The 14,678-nt window shown below is 61.6% G+C and carries 16 protein-coding genes; 9 read left to right on the forward strand and 7 right to left on the reverse strand.

Annotated elements, in window-relative coordinates; translation table 11 throughout:
* From BM083_RS21860 to BM083_RS21870, 3 genes are all read left to right on the forward strand, one after another.
* Positions 1-335 (forward strand): integrase core domain-containing protein (locus BM083_RS21860; protein WP_143085800.1); only part of this gene is annotated, 335 nt, incomplete at its 5' end.
* 17 nt (positions 336-352) lie between these two features.
* A complete protein-coding gene (locus BM083_RS21865; protein WP_089872651.1) occupies positions 353-1,714 on the forward strand; it encodes a glycosyltransferase family 2 protein in 1,362 nt (453 codons plus the stop codon).
* Positions 1,715-2,464: 750 nt separating this feature from the next.
* Positions 2,465-3,445 (forward strand): NAD-dependent epimerase/dehydratase family protein, encoded by a 981-nt coding sequence (locus tag BM083_RS21870; protein WP_089872653.1) that lies wholly within the window; start codon positions 2,465-2,467, stop codon positions 3,443-3,445.
* A gap of 36 nt (positions 3,446-3,481) precedes the next feature.
* On the opposite strand, the gene BM083_RS21875 is transcribed toward BM083_RS21870, so the two are convergent.
* The 6 genes from BM083_RS21875 to BM083_RS23615 form a co-directional block, all read right to left on the reverse strand.
* Positions 3,482-4,450 (reverse strand): aldo/keto reductase, encoded by a 969-nt coding sequence (locus BM083_RS21875; protein ID WP_089872655.1) that lies wholly within the window; start codon positions 4,448-4,450, stop codon positions 3,482-3,484.
* 136 nt (positions 4,451-4,586) lie between these two features.
* The gene (locus tag BM083_RS21880; protein WP_009377770.1) at positions 4,587-4,916 is read right to left on the reverse strand and encodes a hypothetical protein; all 330 of its coding nucleotides are present in this window, start codon (positions 4,914-4,916) and stop codon (positions 4,587-4,589) included.
* Between the two features lie 40 nt (positions 4,917-4,956).
* Positions 4,957-5,148, reverse strand: coding sequence for a DUF8143 family protein (locus tag BM083_RS21885; RefSeq protein WP_089872657.1), 192 nt, complete (start codon positions 5,146-5,148; stop codon positions 4,957-4,959).
* 85 nt (positions 5,149-5,233) lie between these two features.
* Entirely contained in the window at positions 5,234-5,476 is a 243-nt protein-coding gene (locus BM083_RS21890; RefSeq protein ID WP_009377768.1) for a hypothetical protein, read from the reverse strand.
* Between the two features lie 20 nt (positions 5,477-5,496).
* Positions 5,497-6,450 carry a M48 family metallopeptidase gene (locus tag BM083_RS21895; RefSeq protein WP_089872659.1) on the reverse strand — a complete coding sequence of 318 codons (954 nt, stop codon included), beginning with the start codon at positions 6,448-6,450 and terminating at the stop codon, positions 5,497-5,499.
* Positions 6,451-6,507: 57 nt separating this feature from the next.
* On the reverse strand, positions 6,508-6,681 hold the full coding sequence (locus tag BM083_RS23615) for a hypothetical protein (RefSeq protein WP_009377766.1): 174 nt from the start codon (positions 6,679-6,681) through the stop codon (positions 6,508-6,510).
* Positions 6,682-6,804: 123 nt separating this feature from the next.
* On the opposite strand from BM083_RS23615, the gene BM083_RS21900 reads away from it, so the two are divergent.
* Entirely contained in the window at positions 6,805-7,653 is an 849-nt protein-coding gene (locus BM083_RS21900) for an aldo/keto reductase (protein ID WP_089872660.1), read from the forward strand.
* 1 nt (position 7,654) lies between these two features.
* On the opposite strand, the gene BM083_RS21905 is transcribed toward BM083_RS21900, so the two are convergent.
* Positions 7,655-8,356 (reverse strand): helix-turn-helix domain-containing protein, encoded by a 702-nt coding sequence (locus BM083_RS21905; protein ID WP_089872662.1) that lies wholly within the window; start codon positions 8,354-8,356, stop codon positions 7,655-7,657.
* A gap of 148 nt (positions 8,357-8,504) precedes the next feature.
* On the opposite strand from BM083_RS21905, the gene BM083_RS21910 reads away from it, so the two are divergent.
* Genes BM083_RS21910 through BM083_RS21930 form a run of 5 tightly spaced genes read left to right on the forward strand, consistent with a single transcriptional unit; the run spans position 8,505 to position 14,580 of the window.
* Positions 8,505-10,193 carry an ABC transporter substrate-binding protein gene (locus BM083_RS21910; protein WP_089872664.1) on the forward strand — a complete coding sequence of 563 codons (1,689 nt, stop codon included), beginning with the start codon at positions 8,505-8,507 and terminating at the stop codon, positions 10,191-10,193.
* A 1-nt stretch (position 10,194) separates the two neighbouring features.
* Positions 10,195-11,151, forward strand: coding sequence for an ABC transporter permease (locus BM083_RS21915; RefSeq protein WP_089872666.1), 957 nt, complete (start codon positions 10,195-10,197; stop codon positions 11,149-11,151).
* Positions 11,148-12,131, forward strand: coding sequence for an ABC transporter permease (locus tag BM083_RS21920; RefSeq protein ID WP_089872668.1), 984 nt, complete (start codon positions 11,148-11,150; stop codon positions 12,129-12,131). Before BM083_RS21915 ends, BM083_RS21920 begins: the two co-directional genes overlap by 4 nt.
* Complete coding sequence (locus BM083_RS21925; protein WP_089872670.1) at positions 12,128-13,219, forward strand: ABC transporter ATP-binding protein; 1,092 nt, start codon at positions 12,128-12,130, stop codon at positions 13,217-13,219. The genes BM083_RS21920 and BM083_RS21925 overlap by 4 nt, the downstream gene beginning before the upstream one ends.
* A complete protein-coding gene (locus tag BM083_RS21930) occupies positions 13,216-14,580 on the forward strand; it encodes an ABC transporter ATP-binding protein (RefSeq protein ID WP_245756976.1) in 1,365 nt (454 codons plus the stop codon). The genes BM083_RS21925 and BM083_RS21930 overlap by 4 nt, the downstream gene beginning before the upstream one ends.
* Positions 14,581-14,678 lie beyond the last annotated feature (98 nt).

Raw genomic sequence — 14,678 nt, forward strand, 5'->3', positions numbered from 1 at the left:
TGTTCAAGAATCATGGGACTGATCCGGCGGCTGCGTTTCTCCACGGCGTTTGCGAGAAACACGACTGTTCAGACGCGGTGTTTCTCGCCGATGCCTTCGGTTATCGGACTGCCTTCTCTCGATTAGGGTTGAACGGTCGGGTCGACTACACAGAGCGAAACCTGATCGAAAAGTGGTTTCACACGTTCAAAATGAGGGTCGACCGTTTCCACAACTCATGGGTGGGCAGTCGGCTGAGCGTCCGCCGGTGGCTTGCAGTGTTCGTTCATTACTATAATTTTCAGCGACCGCATCAATCGCTCGGTGGTCGAACGCCAGCTCAGGAGGTTAACTAGACAGTGCCCTATAATTGATGAGCAACGCAACGAGAGACACGAATACGAACGGGAAGAGCCAAGCAATCGGTCTCATCGCGACAGAGGCGAATTTGGGAAGGCTCGCGCGACGAATCGTTCAGGCGAACGGACGAGGATACAAGTCGTTGGTTACCTACGAACGGGGGATGAACCTCGACCAACTCCGTTTCGTCGAACAGCTTGGTGGTTCACTCATTCACCCGGACGGCGTGGTAGAAGGTCGGAACGAACTGTGTAGGAAGTTAGAGAGTGAAGCAGAGCGACTGAACTATCGGATAGTGCTATCAGGTGATGGTCCCGACCTGTTTCGAGGAGACCACACTCTCGTCGCGACAGAAGACGCGCTGGCCTCGACTGTCGATGCGACTGCGTCGGTGGCTCAGGATAGAGAAGACAAGGTTGCCACTACAGAGACTATCGTGGCGATTCCAGCCTACAACGAGGCACAGACAATCGGGGACGTAGTGAGGAGAGCGAAGCCGTTCACCGACGAGGTCATCGTGGTCGACGATGGTAGCTCCGATTCGACCGTCAGCGTCGCTCGCGAAGCAGGCGCGACTGTCGTCGAACACGTCGAGAACCGAGGCTACGGTGCCGCGCTCCGGACGGCGTTCAGAGAAGCATACCGTCGAAACGCGACACAACTCGTCACGTTGGACGCCGATGGACAGCACGACCCACGTGATATCCCAAAACTACTGAACTCACAGAAGAAACTCGATGTAGAGGTCGTCGTGGGAAGCCGGTTCGTCGACGACGGCTCGTGTGATGCCCCCCTGTACCGACTGTTCGGGCTCCGTGTGATCAACCTACTCACAAATCTGAGCCTCGGTGTCGTCCGGAGTGATTCGTGGGTCACCGACACGCAGAGTGGATTTCGGGCGTACGACGAGCGAGCGATAAAGACACTCGCAACGGATCGGACAATCGGAGAATCGATGAGTGCGAGCACAGATATCCTCTATCACGCGCACCGACACGGATACTCTATCAAGGAGGCCGGTATCGACGTCAGTTACGACGTCGATAGCCCGAGCAGTGTGAACCCGCTCGTTCATGGACTGACGCTCGTTACGAACATCCTGAATACAGTCGAGCGAGAACGTCCACTGTTGACGTTCGGTCTCCCAGGACTACTTCTGATCCTCTTTGGAATCTCCTTCACGCTCGTAGCGACGATGGGGTACATAACCACAGTGCCCCCTCTCGGCCTGACAATCACCTCGATTACCGTCACGATGGTCGGCATCTTCTCGTGTTTTACTGCGTTGATACTCCACTCGGTGGCTGGACTCCTCGAACGAGAACAGTACGAGAGACAGGACGACTATCACCAAGACACCATCTTTCCAAGATGATATTTGCACAGCACAAAGGATGTCAGTGCGACGAACCAGCGCCCGGTGACGAGCGCCTCGTCGACACCGAGTGATGTTCGTGTCTCGTTCGTACATCAGAACGCCTACGCTCTGAGTCTCGCATGACCGGTATCGGATGCTCGTTCCGGTCGACACCTCATCATGAGTGTGAGAGGAGCGAGCACCACGATGCAAGTCGCGGTTGACGGATTCGCGGTCAACCAGAGACAGTCAGTAATGTTTAGAGTGAGCAATATTCGCAAGTAAACGGATTTTTGTCGAACTAATGCCTAGAAGTGCAAATTTAGGATATTAGCCATATTCCTCCTCGTTCAAATTCCATAAATCCTGGATATTTCAGATAATACCGGGATAAAGTTCCGAGAAGTGTTGCTAGACTCTCGCGCGTGAAAACGAATCCAGGTAGCCGGCCGGTGTAGAGCGGTTGTGCCTCTGAAACGCTCTTAGAGCAGATAGAGGCCAGGTGCCGTTTCATTGGGTCAGTAGTGAGTTGCCGACGGGCGAACAGGAGTATTGTATTGTATAGGAACGACAGCGAACGTCAACAGTTGCAACATCGTCCGAGAGACCGACGTCAGTCCAGGAGTTTGCTATACCAGATTCTGTCGCGACTCTACCCCAACCGACAGAGTATATCGTCCGAATACAGATACATAAAGGCCGATTTATCCGAACGGGGTTCTAGTTTGGCGGCTTACAACTTTACCGTAGGTCACACAACTACCGCCGATGGTCAAACAGTTACGAGGAAAGACGATTCTCATCACAGGCGGCGCCGGATTCATCGGCAGTCATCTCGCCGAGACACTGGTCTCAGACAATCGTGTTCGGATACTCGACAACCTGTCCGGTGGAGACGTACGGTACGTTCCCGACGCGGCGACGCTCGTCGAGGGTGACATTCGAGGCCCGATGCTCTCCGAGGCAATGGCAGACGTCGACATCGTCTTTCACGAGGCAGCAATCGTCGACCCACAGGCTTCCGTGAAAGAGCCGTTCAGTACGAACGACGTCAACTGTAACGGAACGCTCGCGGTGTTAGATGAAGCACGCAAACGAGACGCGCGTGTAGTCGTGGCGTCCAGTGCAGCGATTTATGGACGGCCCGAGACCGTTCCAATCCCCGAAAGTCACAGCCTCAAACCGCTCTCACCCTACGGGTTGCAGAAGTTGGCGATAGACAGGTACGCGACACTGTACCACGATCTGTACGGATTGGAGACTGTCTCGCTACGATACTTCAACGTCTACGGCTCACATCGAAGTGCCAACAAGTACAGTGGTGTTATCCGTGAATTCCTCCGACGGGCCTCCCAGGGTGACCCACTCACGGTGTACGGTGATGGAACCCAGACGCGTGATTTCGTCCACGTCGACGACGTCGTCGCTGCAAACATTCGTGCAGCAACGACGGAACACGTTGGTGAGGCGTACAACGTCGGTACAGGCGAATCGGTGACGGTTCAGGAACTCGCAGAGGAGATTATTCGGATTACGGATAGTTCCTCGTCCATCGAATACGGCGACGACCGTCCGGGCGATATCAAACACAGTGTCGCAGATATCACGAGAACACAGAACCGTCTCGGACTCGAGCCTTCCATCGACCTCAGCACCGGTATTCGCCGTCTCGTGGAGAAGCCAAAGGCACTGACAGAGGGTGTCTCCTCTCTCGGCACGGCCTCTCGAAACAGCGGCGAGTCGAGTTGAGTCGCACGTCGTGTTCGTGCCCTCTATGTGACACCCCTACTCGTGCCCAGACACCTGAACCGGTTCGTACGGTTCCTCCAGATACTCCAACTCGCTGTCGCTCAGGTCGATGTCGAACGCTTCGACGGCGGATTCGAGGTGGTCGACGCTCGACGTACCGAGAATCGGCGTCGTGACCACGTCTTTGTGCAGGAGCCACGCCATCGACAACTGGGCCATCGAGTAGCCCTTCTCGTCGGCGAGTTCCTGGACGCGCTCGTTTATCTCGACGCCGCCACCCTGCTTGTAGGGTCGGCCGAGGCCATCTTCGTGCTCGCCGCGGGCCGTCGCGTCGAACTCCTCGTGCGGGCGCGTGAGATACCCCGCACCGAGCGGCGACCACGGCATGACGCCGACGTTCTCTCTCGCGCACAGCGGGAGCATCTCGCGTTCTTCCTCCCGGTAGGCGAGGTTGTAGAGGTTCTGCATCGTCTGGAACCGTTCGAGTCCGAGTCGTTCAGACGTGTGTAGTGCCTCCGCGAACTGGTGTGCCCACATCGACGACGCGCCGACGTGTCGGACTTTCCCGCGACGGACGGCGTCGTCGAGTGCCCGAAGGGTCTGCTCGATAGGCGTGTCGTAGTCCCAGCGGTGAATCTGGTACAGGTCGACGGTGTCCATTCCGAGTCTGTCGAGCGAGTTGTCGAGTTCCTGTTCGATAGTCTTTCGCGAGAGACCGGTGGCGTTTTCGTGTTCTGTCGCGCCCGAGAACCGAACCTTCGTGGCGACGACCATCTCGTCGCGGTCGTACTCCGCGAGGACGTCGCCGAGGATGGACTCGCTCTCGCCCGCCGAGTAGACGTTGGCGGTGTCGAAGAAGTTGATACCCAACTCGATGGCGCGTTCGACGAGTTCCGCGCCCTCCTCCTCGTCGAGCATCCAGTCGTGGCCGCTCCCGAAGCTCATACAGCCGAGACAGAGTCGGCTGACGGTCGTTCCAGTGTCACCGAGTGTCGTGTACTCCATGTGAGAGCGTTCCAGAGAGAGCCGTAAGTGCGTTAGCCTCGGGGAAAAGCGTTCGAGAGCGAAGGGGAGGTGTCACTAACGAGACGAGAGGGACAAGCCCGGAGAGTGACTGTGTGGAAGTGGACGGCGAAGCCGGCTACTCGAACGTCTCCAGTGACCCGGCGGCGCGTTCGTCGAGCGCCGAGAGTATCGGTGCGGAGGTGTCCTCGCGGAGTCGAACGAGGTTGTCGAGCGCCATGTGGAACGTCTCTTCTTGCTCTCTGGTGGTCCCGGACTGGAGGACGTCTTGGATGACCAGCGACTCCTCTCGGAGGGCTGTCGCGAGGGCGTCGAACTCGCGGGTGTGCGGATGCTCGGACTCGCCCGCGAGCGTCGTCGCGAGGCGTGCGAGCGTCTCCAGATTGGCCGATAGCACACTGAGGCGAGTGCGAACGTCCATCTGCCACGTATCGGTGTCGTCGCTCACACGCTACTGTAGTAGCTCCAGTGTCTTGTCGTTTTGCAGGTTAATCCGAGCCGTCCTCACGCTCCACCCGTGACTCGTCGTCGACGTCTCGCCTGGCGATTCGCTCCGCCGAATCGCGGTCCATCACCGGTAAATCGGTCGTCTCGGCGGAGACCAGCGCATAGAGGACGAGCGGTCCGAGGAGGGCGAGTGCAAGGACGAGGACGAAGACCAGACCGAATTCGCCAGCCATACTGTTTCAGTCGCGTGCGTGCGAGAAAACGATTCGGTCGACACGTTCGTCGCCATCCGCTCTACGACACACGACCTCTCACCGTTCAGCGAACGACGCTTCGGAGTTCGCCGAGGTCGAAGCCGTCCGCGGTGACCTGAAACACCGACTCGTCGCGGAGCCAGACCGTGTAGAGGCTCTCGCCGTCGTCGAGCAGATACGGCGGGTCGACCTTCACGACTGTCGCGTCCACGTCGTCTCGCTCGTCCGGGCGAGCGACGGGTTTGACGATGAGCGAGACTCGTTCACCGAGTGTGAGTCGGTCGAGCGTTCCTTCGAGGTCGGTCATACAGTGGCTCTCGGCGGGGACTACTGAATAGGTATCGTCGTCGCGTCATGCGGGGGTCCCTCGGCACGCTCGACGAGGCGTTCCACTCGCGCATCCATCGGCGGATGTGTCGAGAGCAACCGCCCCAACGAACTCTCCTCGCTCCCGTAGATGGTCAATGGCGAGCGAATTCCCCACGTCGGTTGCGAAACGCGTTCGATGCGGCGGAGTGCGCGTGCCAGTGCGAGTGGGTCGCCCGTCACGTCGACGGCGCGGTCGTCAGCCGCGAACTCTCGTCGTCGCGAGTGCACGCGGATGAGCAGCGTGAGTGCGACGAGGAGTAAGGCGAGCGCCTGGCCGATACGCTCGCGAAGCCGTCCGAACGGCGAGTCGGTCCACGTCGCTGGACGGCCGGTGAACCACCCGAACGCCTGCGCGAATCCGGTCACGACGAGGACGAACGGGAGCGAGACGACGAAGACGAGGCCGACGAGTGTGCGCATCACACTGTACGCGAGCGTCTGGACGAGACCGTCGTGACTCTCCAGATGCGAGAGTTCGTGGGCCAAGATTGCCTCGAACTCCGCGGGCGACAGGAGCCACAGGAGCGATCGGTCGACGACGAGGACGCCCTGCCGGGCGGTGCCGAGCGCCATCGCGTTCGGCAGTTGCATCTGTGCGACGAACACCGTCGGCGTATCGACGTTCATCTCGGCGGTCAGCCAGTCGAGGCGGCGGTACAAGCCTCCCCCGCGCTCTCTGTCGAGTTCGACAGCGTCCAGCGAAGCGAGGAGGGTGGTGGTGCCGAAGCGATAGCTGAGGACGCCGAACACGACGGCGAACACGACGACGAGACCGACCGTCGTCACCAGGTCTGTCCGCGAGGAGACCACCGTCGTGATGACGACGGTTCCGAGTGCTGCCAACCCGAGGTACAGCGCGAGCAGCAGCAGGCCGATGGCGGCCATCAGGAGGCGGAGTCCGAGTCGACGCATAGCTGAGAGAGGAGACGAGACGCAAAACCGCTACCGATTGTCAGAACCGTCGACGGCTCACGGTGCGTGCTGGTCGAGGAAGACGTCGATAATCTCGCTCTTGCGGTGGTGTTCGTGGAGATGGTCACGGAGGTGGTTCCTGTGTGAGCATTGGTGGTCGCAGAGCGGACAGTTACACGTGGTGTCGCCAGTGTCGCCGGTATTTCCGGTGTCGCCGGTATCGGTGGCCATGAGTATATACAGGGGCCGAGACGAGAAAGCGACACCGCCGCCTACTGTCTCGGGAGAGAGACGAACCCGACGCGGGTTTCCCCTGCCCAAAGGGATTACTGACGCTCGGACGACTATTCGAGTATGGCAATCACCAACGAGAGCGACGTGTTCCACCTCGACGGCGAGACGCCCGTCCACCGCCTCGGCTACGGCGCGATGCGACTCACCGGCGACGACATCATCGGCGAACCGGAGAGCACCGAGAACGCCCACAAAGTCCTGCACACGGCCCTCGCCCGCGGCGTCGACTTCATCGACACCGCCGACTCCTACGGTCCCGCCGTCAGCGAGCGACTCATCGGCGAGGCGCTCCACCCCTACCCGGACGACGTCGTCGTCGCCACGAAAGGGGGACTGCTCCGCAACGCCGACGGTGAGTGGCTCCCGAACGGCGACCCCGATTACCTCCGAAACGCCATCCTCGGTAGTCTCGACCGCCTGCGCGTCGACACCATCGATCTCTATCAGTACCACCGACCGGACCCCGACACGCCGTTCGAGGACTCGGTCAACGCACTCGCCGAACTCAAAGATGAGGGGAAAATCGAGCACCTCGGTCTGAGCAACGTCTCGGTCGAACAACTCGACGAGGCCCGCGACATGGTCGACGTCGCGACGGTCCAAAACGAGTACAACGTCGGCAACCGCGAATCCGAGGAAGTGCTGCAAGCCTGCGAAGAGGCAGACGTCGGGTTCATCCCGTGGTTCCCGCTGGGTGCCGGTGACCTCGGTGAGAAGGAGTCCGTCGTCGAGGACGTCGCCGACGCCCACGACGCGACTACGCAGCAGATTTCGCTGGCGTGGTTGCTCCAGCACTCACCTGTGATGCTTCCGATTCCGGGGACGTCGAGCGTCGACCACCTCGAACAGAACGTCGCCGCGTCGAGCATCGAGTTGACCGACGACGAACTGTCGCGACTGACCGAGTAGTTCAGTCGGAGGTAGGCGCAGACTGGAGATAGTCGTACAGTTCAGACATCACCTTTCCTTCGGCGCGCTTGAGATGTTCCCACGCCGTCGTCGGTGCGACGCCGACGATGTCTGCGAGTTCCTCGATAGAGGTGTCGCGGCCTCGCTCGTAGTAGCCTTCGCGGATAGCGAGTGTCAGCACTTCGCGCTGACGCGGCGTGAGTTCTTGGACGAACTCGAACATGTCGAGTTGGTTGGTGACGCCGACCTCACTCAACTCGACGTTCCGGACGAGTTCCGTGTCGTTTCCGGCGGCTTCCAGCGACGTGCGAATCTCGTTGATGTCGTCGTCGTCGTCGAGATAGAGCGTCCAGCGCTCCCACCCGGCCGTGATGGTCGTCCCGTTGCGGTAGTGAACCTCCATATCGGAGAGTCGCTCGGAGATACTGTCCCACTGGTAGGCGTCGTAGGTCATCGCGACGTACACTCGGTTGCGGTCGACGGGTGACAGCGGTTCGAGGTCGAGGATGGGGTCGGCCTCGCCGAACTCTTCTAAGAACGCGGGGATGACTTCGGGGTTCCCCGACACTTCGATGATGCGCTTTCTACTGTTAGTCCGCCCCGTCATCGACGAACGTGAACTGAGTGTGACCTGTGGATAGTTGGCAGTCACGTCGCTCTCGGGTTCACCGTGATGACGAATGAGGAGTGTTACCTCTCTCATCGTAAAATACACTTCTTTTTCGAGCGGATAGATATTCGTTCGTTCATTTTTCTCACCCACAGATTGTCGTCTCTCGATCTTTTGTGGTGGTGAACCAAATATATTCGGGTGACCATATATGCAATACGTTCTCATACGTCGCAGTGTAATGACTGCACCCGACGACAGCGGGTTCACCGAGGACGACCTTAGCGGCCCAGTGATCGACCGACGAACGACCGTCAAACTGCTCGCAGCGGCCGGTGTGACCGGCCTCGCTGGTTGTACCGGCGGCGACGGCGGTAGTGGCGGTGACGGCGGCAGTACCGACAGCACGGAAGATACCCAGAGCGGCGACTCGACGGCGAGTAGCGGGTCGATGGGTGGCCGACTGAGCGCGGGTTGGTTCACCGGCAGTATCGACGTACTCGACCCACCGTACATCAGCGTCGGTCAGTACTTCCAAATCGCGGCCAACGTGTTCAACGGCCTCGTCACGCTCAAGAAAGACCTCACCGTGCGCGGTGACCTCGCGAAAGACTGGACCGTCGAGAACGACGGCAAGACCATCCGGTTCAACCTGCGCGAGGGCGTCAAATTCCACAACGGCGACGAGTTCACCGCCGAGGACGTCAAGTACACCATCAACCGGACCATCAGCGAGGAGGCGCCGGCGGCGTCGAAACTCGGGACGCTGAAACCCGTCGACGAGGACGGCGTCGTCGTCGACGACGACTACACGGTGACGCTCAACTTCGAACAGGCGATGGCTCCCGCGCTCATCTACCTCACGCGCGGACCGGGGCGGGCGGCGACCATCGTCTCGAAGACGGCCATCGAGGAGATGGGTGCAGAGGAGTACAGCATAAAGCCCGTCGGGACGGGCCCGTTCAAGGTGAGCGAACACGAAGTCGGGTCGAAACTCACCCTCGACAAGAACGAAGAGTACTTCGAGACCGACGACGACGGAAACCAACTCCCCTACCTCGACGGCATCGACGTCAGACCCATCCCGGAGGCGGCGACCCTCGTCAACGCCCTTCGGAGCGGCGACATCGACTTCGCGAACCTCGTTCCACTACAGAACCTCGACCGCATCGAGGAGTCCGACGGCGTGAGCGCCTCGGTCGCACCGGGTGTGAACTGGTACGGGCTGGCGATGAACCAGCGCCGCGACATCTTCAGTTCGCGGGAGGCCCGAATGGGCATCGCGAAGGTCATCGACAACGAGAAGTTCATCGAGACGGCGTACTTCGGCAACGCGCTCGCCGCGAAAGGTCCCATCAACAAGGCGACCAACTGGGTCTACCGCGAGGACAAACCCGACGACCAAGCCTACGACATGGAGGCCGGGAAACAGCTCATCGAAGAGGCCGGCATCTCCGGTGAGAGCTTCTCTATCCTCGTCACGCAGGGCGACACCCGCGCGGCGAAGGCGATGCGTCAGCAACTCAACGCCGCCGGGTTCCAGGTCGAACTGGAGCAAGTTACCTCCTCGACGTACTGGGAGCGCTACGAGAAAGGCGACTACGACACCACCATCAGCGGCAGCGTCGGCGACCCGGACCCCGACCAGTCGCTCTACAACTTCTACCGCCTACCCGACGAGGACGGCGTGTGGAACTGGGTGAACTTCCAGGACCAGCAGGTCCACGACCTGCTGTCCGAGCAACGGCAGGCACTGGACCGCGAGGAGCGCAAACAGATCCTTCAGCAGTTGGAGGACCGCCTCATCGAGCAGGTGCCGCACGCCTACCTCGTCCACCAGAACGACATCGCTGCGCTCAGCGACTCGGTGTCGAACTTCACTCACATCCCGTTCATGCGTGACTTGTCACAGGTGATGTTGGACGGCTAGCATGCGACAGTACATCCTCAAACGGGTCGCCCACGCGGTGTTCATCATGTGGCTCGTCGCCACCACCGTGTTCTTCGGCCTTCGCGCCATCCCGGGTGGCCCAGTGGCGACGATGCTCGGACAGGAGGCGACGCCCGCCGCCAAGCGCGCGCTCCGCGAGCAACTCGGTCTCGACCAGCCGTGGTACGTCCAGTACGTCGACTGGATGGTCGACCTCGCGACGTTCAACTTCGGCCAGAGTCTCACCAACAACCAGGCCGTCTCAGACCTCGTGATGCAGGCCGCACCGCGGACGCTCTCTATCGGCATCGTCGCCGTCGTCGTCGGCCTCAGCGTCGCGGTTCCGGCTGGCATCGTCAGCGCGACGCGGAAGCGCGAACCCGTGGACTACGTGGCGACTGTCGTCGCGTTCCTCGGTCTATCGATGCCGGCGTTCTTCGTCGGCATCCTGCTCGCGCTGGTCTTCGGCGTCTGGCTGGACCTCCTGCCAGTGTTCGGCTACGTCCCCATCTCGGAGGGTCTCGTCCCGTGGTTCGAGAGCATCCTCTTGCCGGGACTGGCCGTCGGACTCCCCTACGGCGCAGTCGTGATGCGGATGATGCGCTCGTCGCTGCTCGAAGTGCTCGACGAACCGTACATGAAGACGGCGCTCGCGAAGGGCGTGAACTCGCGCGTGCGACTCTACAAACACGCGCTCCAGAACGCGCTCATCCCCGTCGTCACCGTCGCGGGTATCCAACTCGCGCTCGTGCTCGTCGGGAGCGTCACGGTCGAACTGGTCTTCGGGATTCAGGGACTCGGCCGCCTGCTCGTCGACTCGATGCTCGACCGTAACTACCCCGTGACGCAGGTGGTCATCCTACTCGTCTCGGCCGTCCTCGTGTTCACGAACCTCGCCGTCGACTTGGCGTACACCGCCATCGACCCGCGCATCCGCTACGGGAGTGAGAGTGCATGAGCACCGACTTCGGCGAGAACCGCGGCACCTACGGACCCGGCGAGATGCCGGCGGAGTACGAACAATCGGAAGCCGTCGAGGAGTACAAGAGCACACGACAGCGACTCGTCGAGGGCGTCCTCAGAGACAAACTCGCACTCTTCGGCGCAATCGTCATCGTGCTCTTCGTCCTGACGGCGGCGCTCGCGCCGGTCATCGCCCCCTACGGCGAGGAAGAGACGTTCGGATTCATGAAGGAACCCGGAAGTTCCTCGCAGGCCGACGTCGACGGCGACGGCCAAGTCGAGCAGGTGTTCCATCCCCTCGGAACTGACTCGTTCGGCCACGACATCCTCACACGCCTCATCTACGGTGCGAGGGTGTCGTTGCTGGTCGCGTTGGCGACACTCGCACTCGCGTTCACTCTCGGGACGGCCATCGGCATCCTCGCGGGCTACCACGGCGGGTGGATAGATAGCCTGCTGATGCGCTACGTCGACTTCCAGTGGGCCTTTCCCGAGTTGATTCTCGGCGTCGCCATCATCGCACTCTCCGGCGGGTTGGGGGTGGTGAACGTCGTCATCGCCATCGGTATCGCGTACATCGACGACTTCGCCCGCCTCATCCGCGGGGAGGTGCTCTCGATTCGCGAAGAGGAGTACATCATGGCTGCCCAGACGGTGGGCATGTCCGACCGCCGCATCATGATCAAGGAGATCCTTCCAAACGCCGTCGCCCCGCTCATCGTGCAGGCGACGCTGATGATTCCGTTGGCGATTCTCGCGGAGGCCGGTCTGTCGTTCCTCGGTCTCGGCGTCAAACCGACGACGCCGACGTGGGGGCTGTTGCTCTCGGACGGGCGGCAGTTCATCAGCGAGGCGTGGTGGATTTCGGTGATGCCCGGACTCGCCATCATGCTGACCGTCCTCGCGTTCAACATGTTCGGTGACGGCCTGCGCGACGCCTTCGACATCGACGAAGGGGAGGTGGAGGCGCGATGAGTTCGGACCGCGCGTCTCCCTCGACCAACGAGTCGAGCGACTCGACGACGGGGTCGAGCCTCCTCGAAGTCAAGAGTTTGAAGACGCAGTTCCCCACGTCGCGGGGGACCGTCACCGCAGTCGACGGCGTCGACCTGACGGTCGAACGCGGCGAGATTCTCGGTCTCGTCGGCGAATCAGGCTCTGGCAAGAGCGTCTTCGCCCAGAGCATCATGGGCATCGTCGACGACCCCGGGCGTATCGTCGACGGCGACATCCAGTTGGCTGGGGAGTCGCTGCTCGACAAGTCGGCTGGAGACCTCGAAGCGCTCCGCGGAGGGCAACTCTCGATGATCTTCCAGGACCCGATGAACAGCCTCAACCCGACGCTCACCGTCGGCGAGCAGATAGCCGAGACCGTCCGACTCCATCAGGACGTCGGCGAGTCCGTCTCGCTGCCCGCCGAACTCAAGCGCAAGCTGTTGGGGGCGACGAAAAATAGTGAGGCGTGGCGGCGCGCCATCGAGATGCTCGAAGCCGTCGAGATTCCGGAGGCCGAGAGCCGTGCGGGCGACTACCCCCACGAGTTCTCCGGCGGGATGCGTCAGCGCGCGATGATCGCGATGGCGCTCTCGTGTGAACCGGACCTGCTCATCGCCGACGAACCGACGACGGCGCTCGACGTGACCGTCCAGGCGCAGATTCTGGACGAACTCCGCGACCTGAAAGACACGTTCGACACCTCCATCCTGCTCATCACGCACGACCTCGCGGTCGTCTCGGAGGTCTGCGACCGCGTCGCCGTCATGTACGCGGGCGAAATTGTCGAACGGGCGAGCGCCCGCGAGTTGTTCTCGAACCCGCAACACCCCTACACGCAGGGACTCATCGCCAGCACGCCGCGACTGGACGCACCGGACGACGAACTCACGCCGATCCAGGGGAACGTCCCCGACCTCATCGATATCCCCTACGCCTGCCACTTCGCGCCGCGGTGTCCCGAAGCCGAACGCGAGTGTTTCGAGGTCGACCCCGACTTCCGCGAGGTGGGCGAGGGCGACCACGAGGCGGCGTGTCTCCGTCGTGGTCCGGAGGAGCGACGACTATGACCAGACAGAGTAGACAGAGTCAGACGAAGCCGAGTCCGACCGACGAACCGACACGCGACTCGACCGCCGAGGGAGACGTCGTCCTCGAAGCGACGGGGCTGAAGAAGTACTTCGCCCAGTCGGACGGGTTTCTCGACCGACTGGTCGGCGAGACCGGGTCGGTGAAAGCGGTAGATGGCGTCGACCTCTCCGTTCGCGAGGGCGAGACGCTCGCCGTCGTCGGCGAGTCGGGGTGTGGCAAGAGTACGCTCGGACGTACCCTCTTGCAACATCACGCCGCCACGGCGGGGAGCGTCGAGTACCGCGGTGACGAACTCACAGGCCTCTCGAACCGCGAACTCAGGACGTACCGGCGACACATCCAGATGGTGTTTCAGGACCCGTTGGCGTCGCTCAACCCGCGCCAGACGGTCGGGCAGATTCTGAAAGCGCCGATGGAGGTCCACGGAATCGGCGACTCCGACGCGGAGCGAACCGAGCGGGCACGTGACCTCTTAGAGCGCGTCGGCCTGAAGGCGAACCACATGGACCGGTACCCGAAACAGTTCTCGGGCGGGCAACAGCAACGTGTGGGTATCGCCCGGGCACTGACGCTCGAACCGGACGTCATCGTCGCCGACGAACCCGTCTCGGCACTCGACGTGAGCGTGCAGGCGCAGATTCTCAACCTACTGGAGGAGTTACAAGAGGAACTGGACCTCGCACTGCTGTTCATCACCCACGACCTCTCTGTCGTGCGGTATCTCGCCGACCGCGTCGCCGTGATGTATCTCGGCGAACTCGTCGAGACGGCACCGACCGACGACCTGTTCGACAACCCACAGCACCCCTACACGAAGTCACTGCTCTCGGCAGTGCCGCGTATCGACCCGGCGGCGCGGACCGACAGAATCCTCCTCGAAGGGACGGTTCCATCACCCATCGACCCGCCGTCTGGCTGCCGATTCCACACGCGCTGTCCGGCGGTCGTGCCGCCGGACGACTGGCCGGGCACCGACGACGCGTTCCGGCGAGCGTTCAGATTCCGGACGCGCGTCACCGCGGGCGAACTGGACCCGGAGGCGGCGAGAGACCGTCTGCGGGCCGAAGGGCACCCTACCGACGACGACCACGTCGTCGACCACCTCGTCGACGGGACGCTCACGGGCACACGTGAGAGCCTCCCGGACGACGCGGTCATCATCATGGAAGAAGCGACTTCCGCTGTCGTCGCGGGCAACGACGAGCGAGCGGCGTCGATAGTCGAAGAGGCGTTTCCGTCGCCGTGCGCGAGCGATACGCCGACGACGGTTGCCGTCGACGCGGCGCACACGGCGGCGTGTCATCGTGTCGGACCGCACAGCAACTACAGCAATTCGTAGACGCCTCGACGCGACCACACTCGCGCGAGAAACCGCTACGGTCGCCGCGACGTGAGACTCTTCGCGCAGACCTAGCCCGTGATTGTGGGGACGGAGTT

It is taken from the genome of Halogranum rubrum, assembly GCF_900114455.1.
Lineage (GTDB): Archaea > Halobacteriota > Halobacteria > Halobacteriales > Haloferacaceae > Halogranum > Halogranum rubrum.

Coding starts and splice junctions, on each gene's coding strand:
- BM083_RS21865 (WP_089872651.1), top strand. CDS start 353: ATGAGCAACGCAACGAGAGACACGAATACGAACGGGAAGAGCCAAGCA.
- BM083_RS21870 (WP_089872653.1), top strand. CDS start 2,465: ATGGTCAAACAGTTACGAGGAAAGACGATTCTCATCACAGGCGGCGCC.
- BM083_RS21875 (WP_089872655.1), bottom strand. CDS start 4,450: ATGGAGTACACGACACTCGGTGACACTGGAACGACCGTCAGCCGACTC.
- BM083_RS21885 (WP_089872657.1), bottom strand. CDS start 5,148: ATGGCTGGCGAATTCGGTCTGGTCTTCGTCCTCGTCCTTGCACTCGCC.
- BM083_RS21890 (WP_009377768.1), bottom strand. CDS start 5,476: ATGACCGACCTCGAAGGAACGCTCGACCGACTCACACTCGGTGAACGA.
- BM083_RS21895 (WP_089872659.1), bottom strand. CDS start 6,450: ATGCGTCGACTCGGACTCCGCCTCCTGATGGCCGCCATCGGCCTGCTG.
- BM083_RS23615 (WP_009377766.1), bottom strand. CDS start 6,681: ATGGCCACCGATACCGGCGACACCGGAAATACCGGCGACACTGGCGAC.
- BM083_RS21900 (WP_089872660.1), top strand. CDS start 6,805: ATGGCAATCACCAACGAGAGCGACGTGTTCCACCTCGACGGCGAGACG.
- BM083_RS21905 (WP_089872662.1), bottom strand. CDS start 8,356: ATGAGAGAGGTAACACTCCTCATTCGTCATCACGGTGAACCCGAGAGC.
- BM083_RS21910 (WP_089872664.1), top strand. CDS start 8,505: ATGACTGCACCCGACGACAGCGGGTTCACCGAGGACGACCTTAGCGGC.
- BM083_RS21915 (WP_089872666.1), top strand. CDS start 10,195: ATGCGACAGTACATCCTCAAACGGGTCGCCCACGCGGTGTTCATCATG.
- BM083_RS21920 (WP_089872668.1), top strand. CDS start 11,148: ATGAGCACCGACTTCGGCGAGAACCGCGGCACCTACGGACCCGGCGAG.
- BM083_RS21925 (WP_089872670.1), top strand. CDS start 12,128: ATGAGTTCGGACCGCGCGTCTCCCTCGACCAACGAGTCGAGCGACTCG.
- BM083_RS21930 (WP_245756976.1), top strand. CDS start 13,216: ATGACCAGACAGAGTAGACAGAGTCAGACGAAGCCGAGTCCGACCGAC.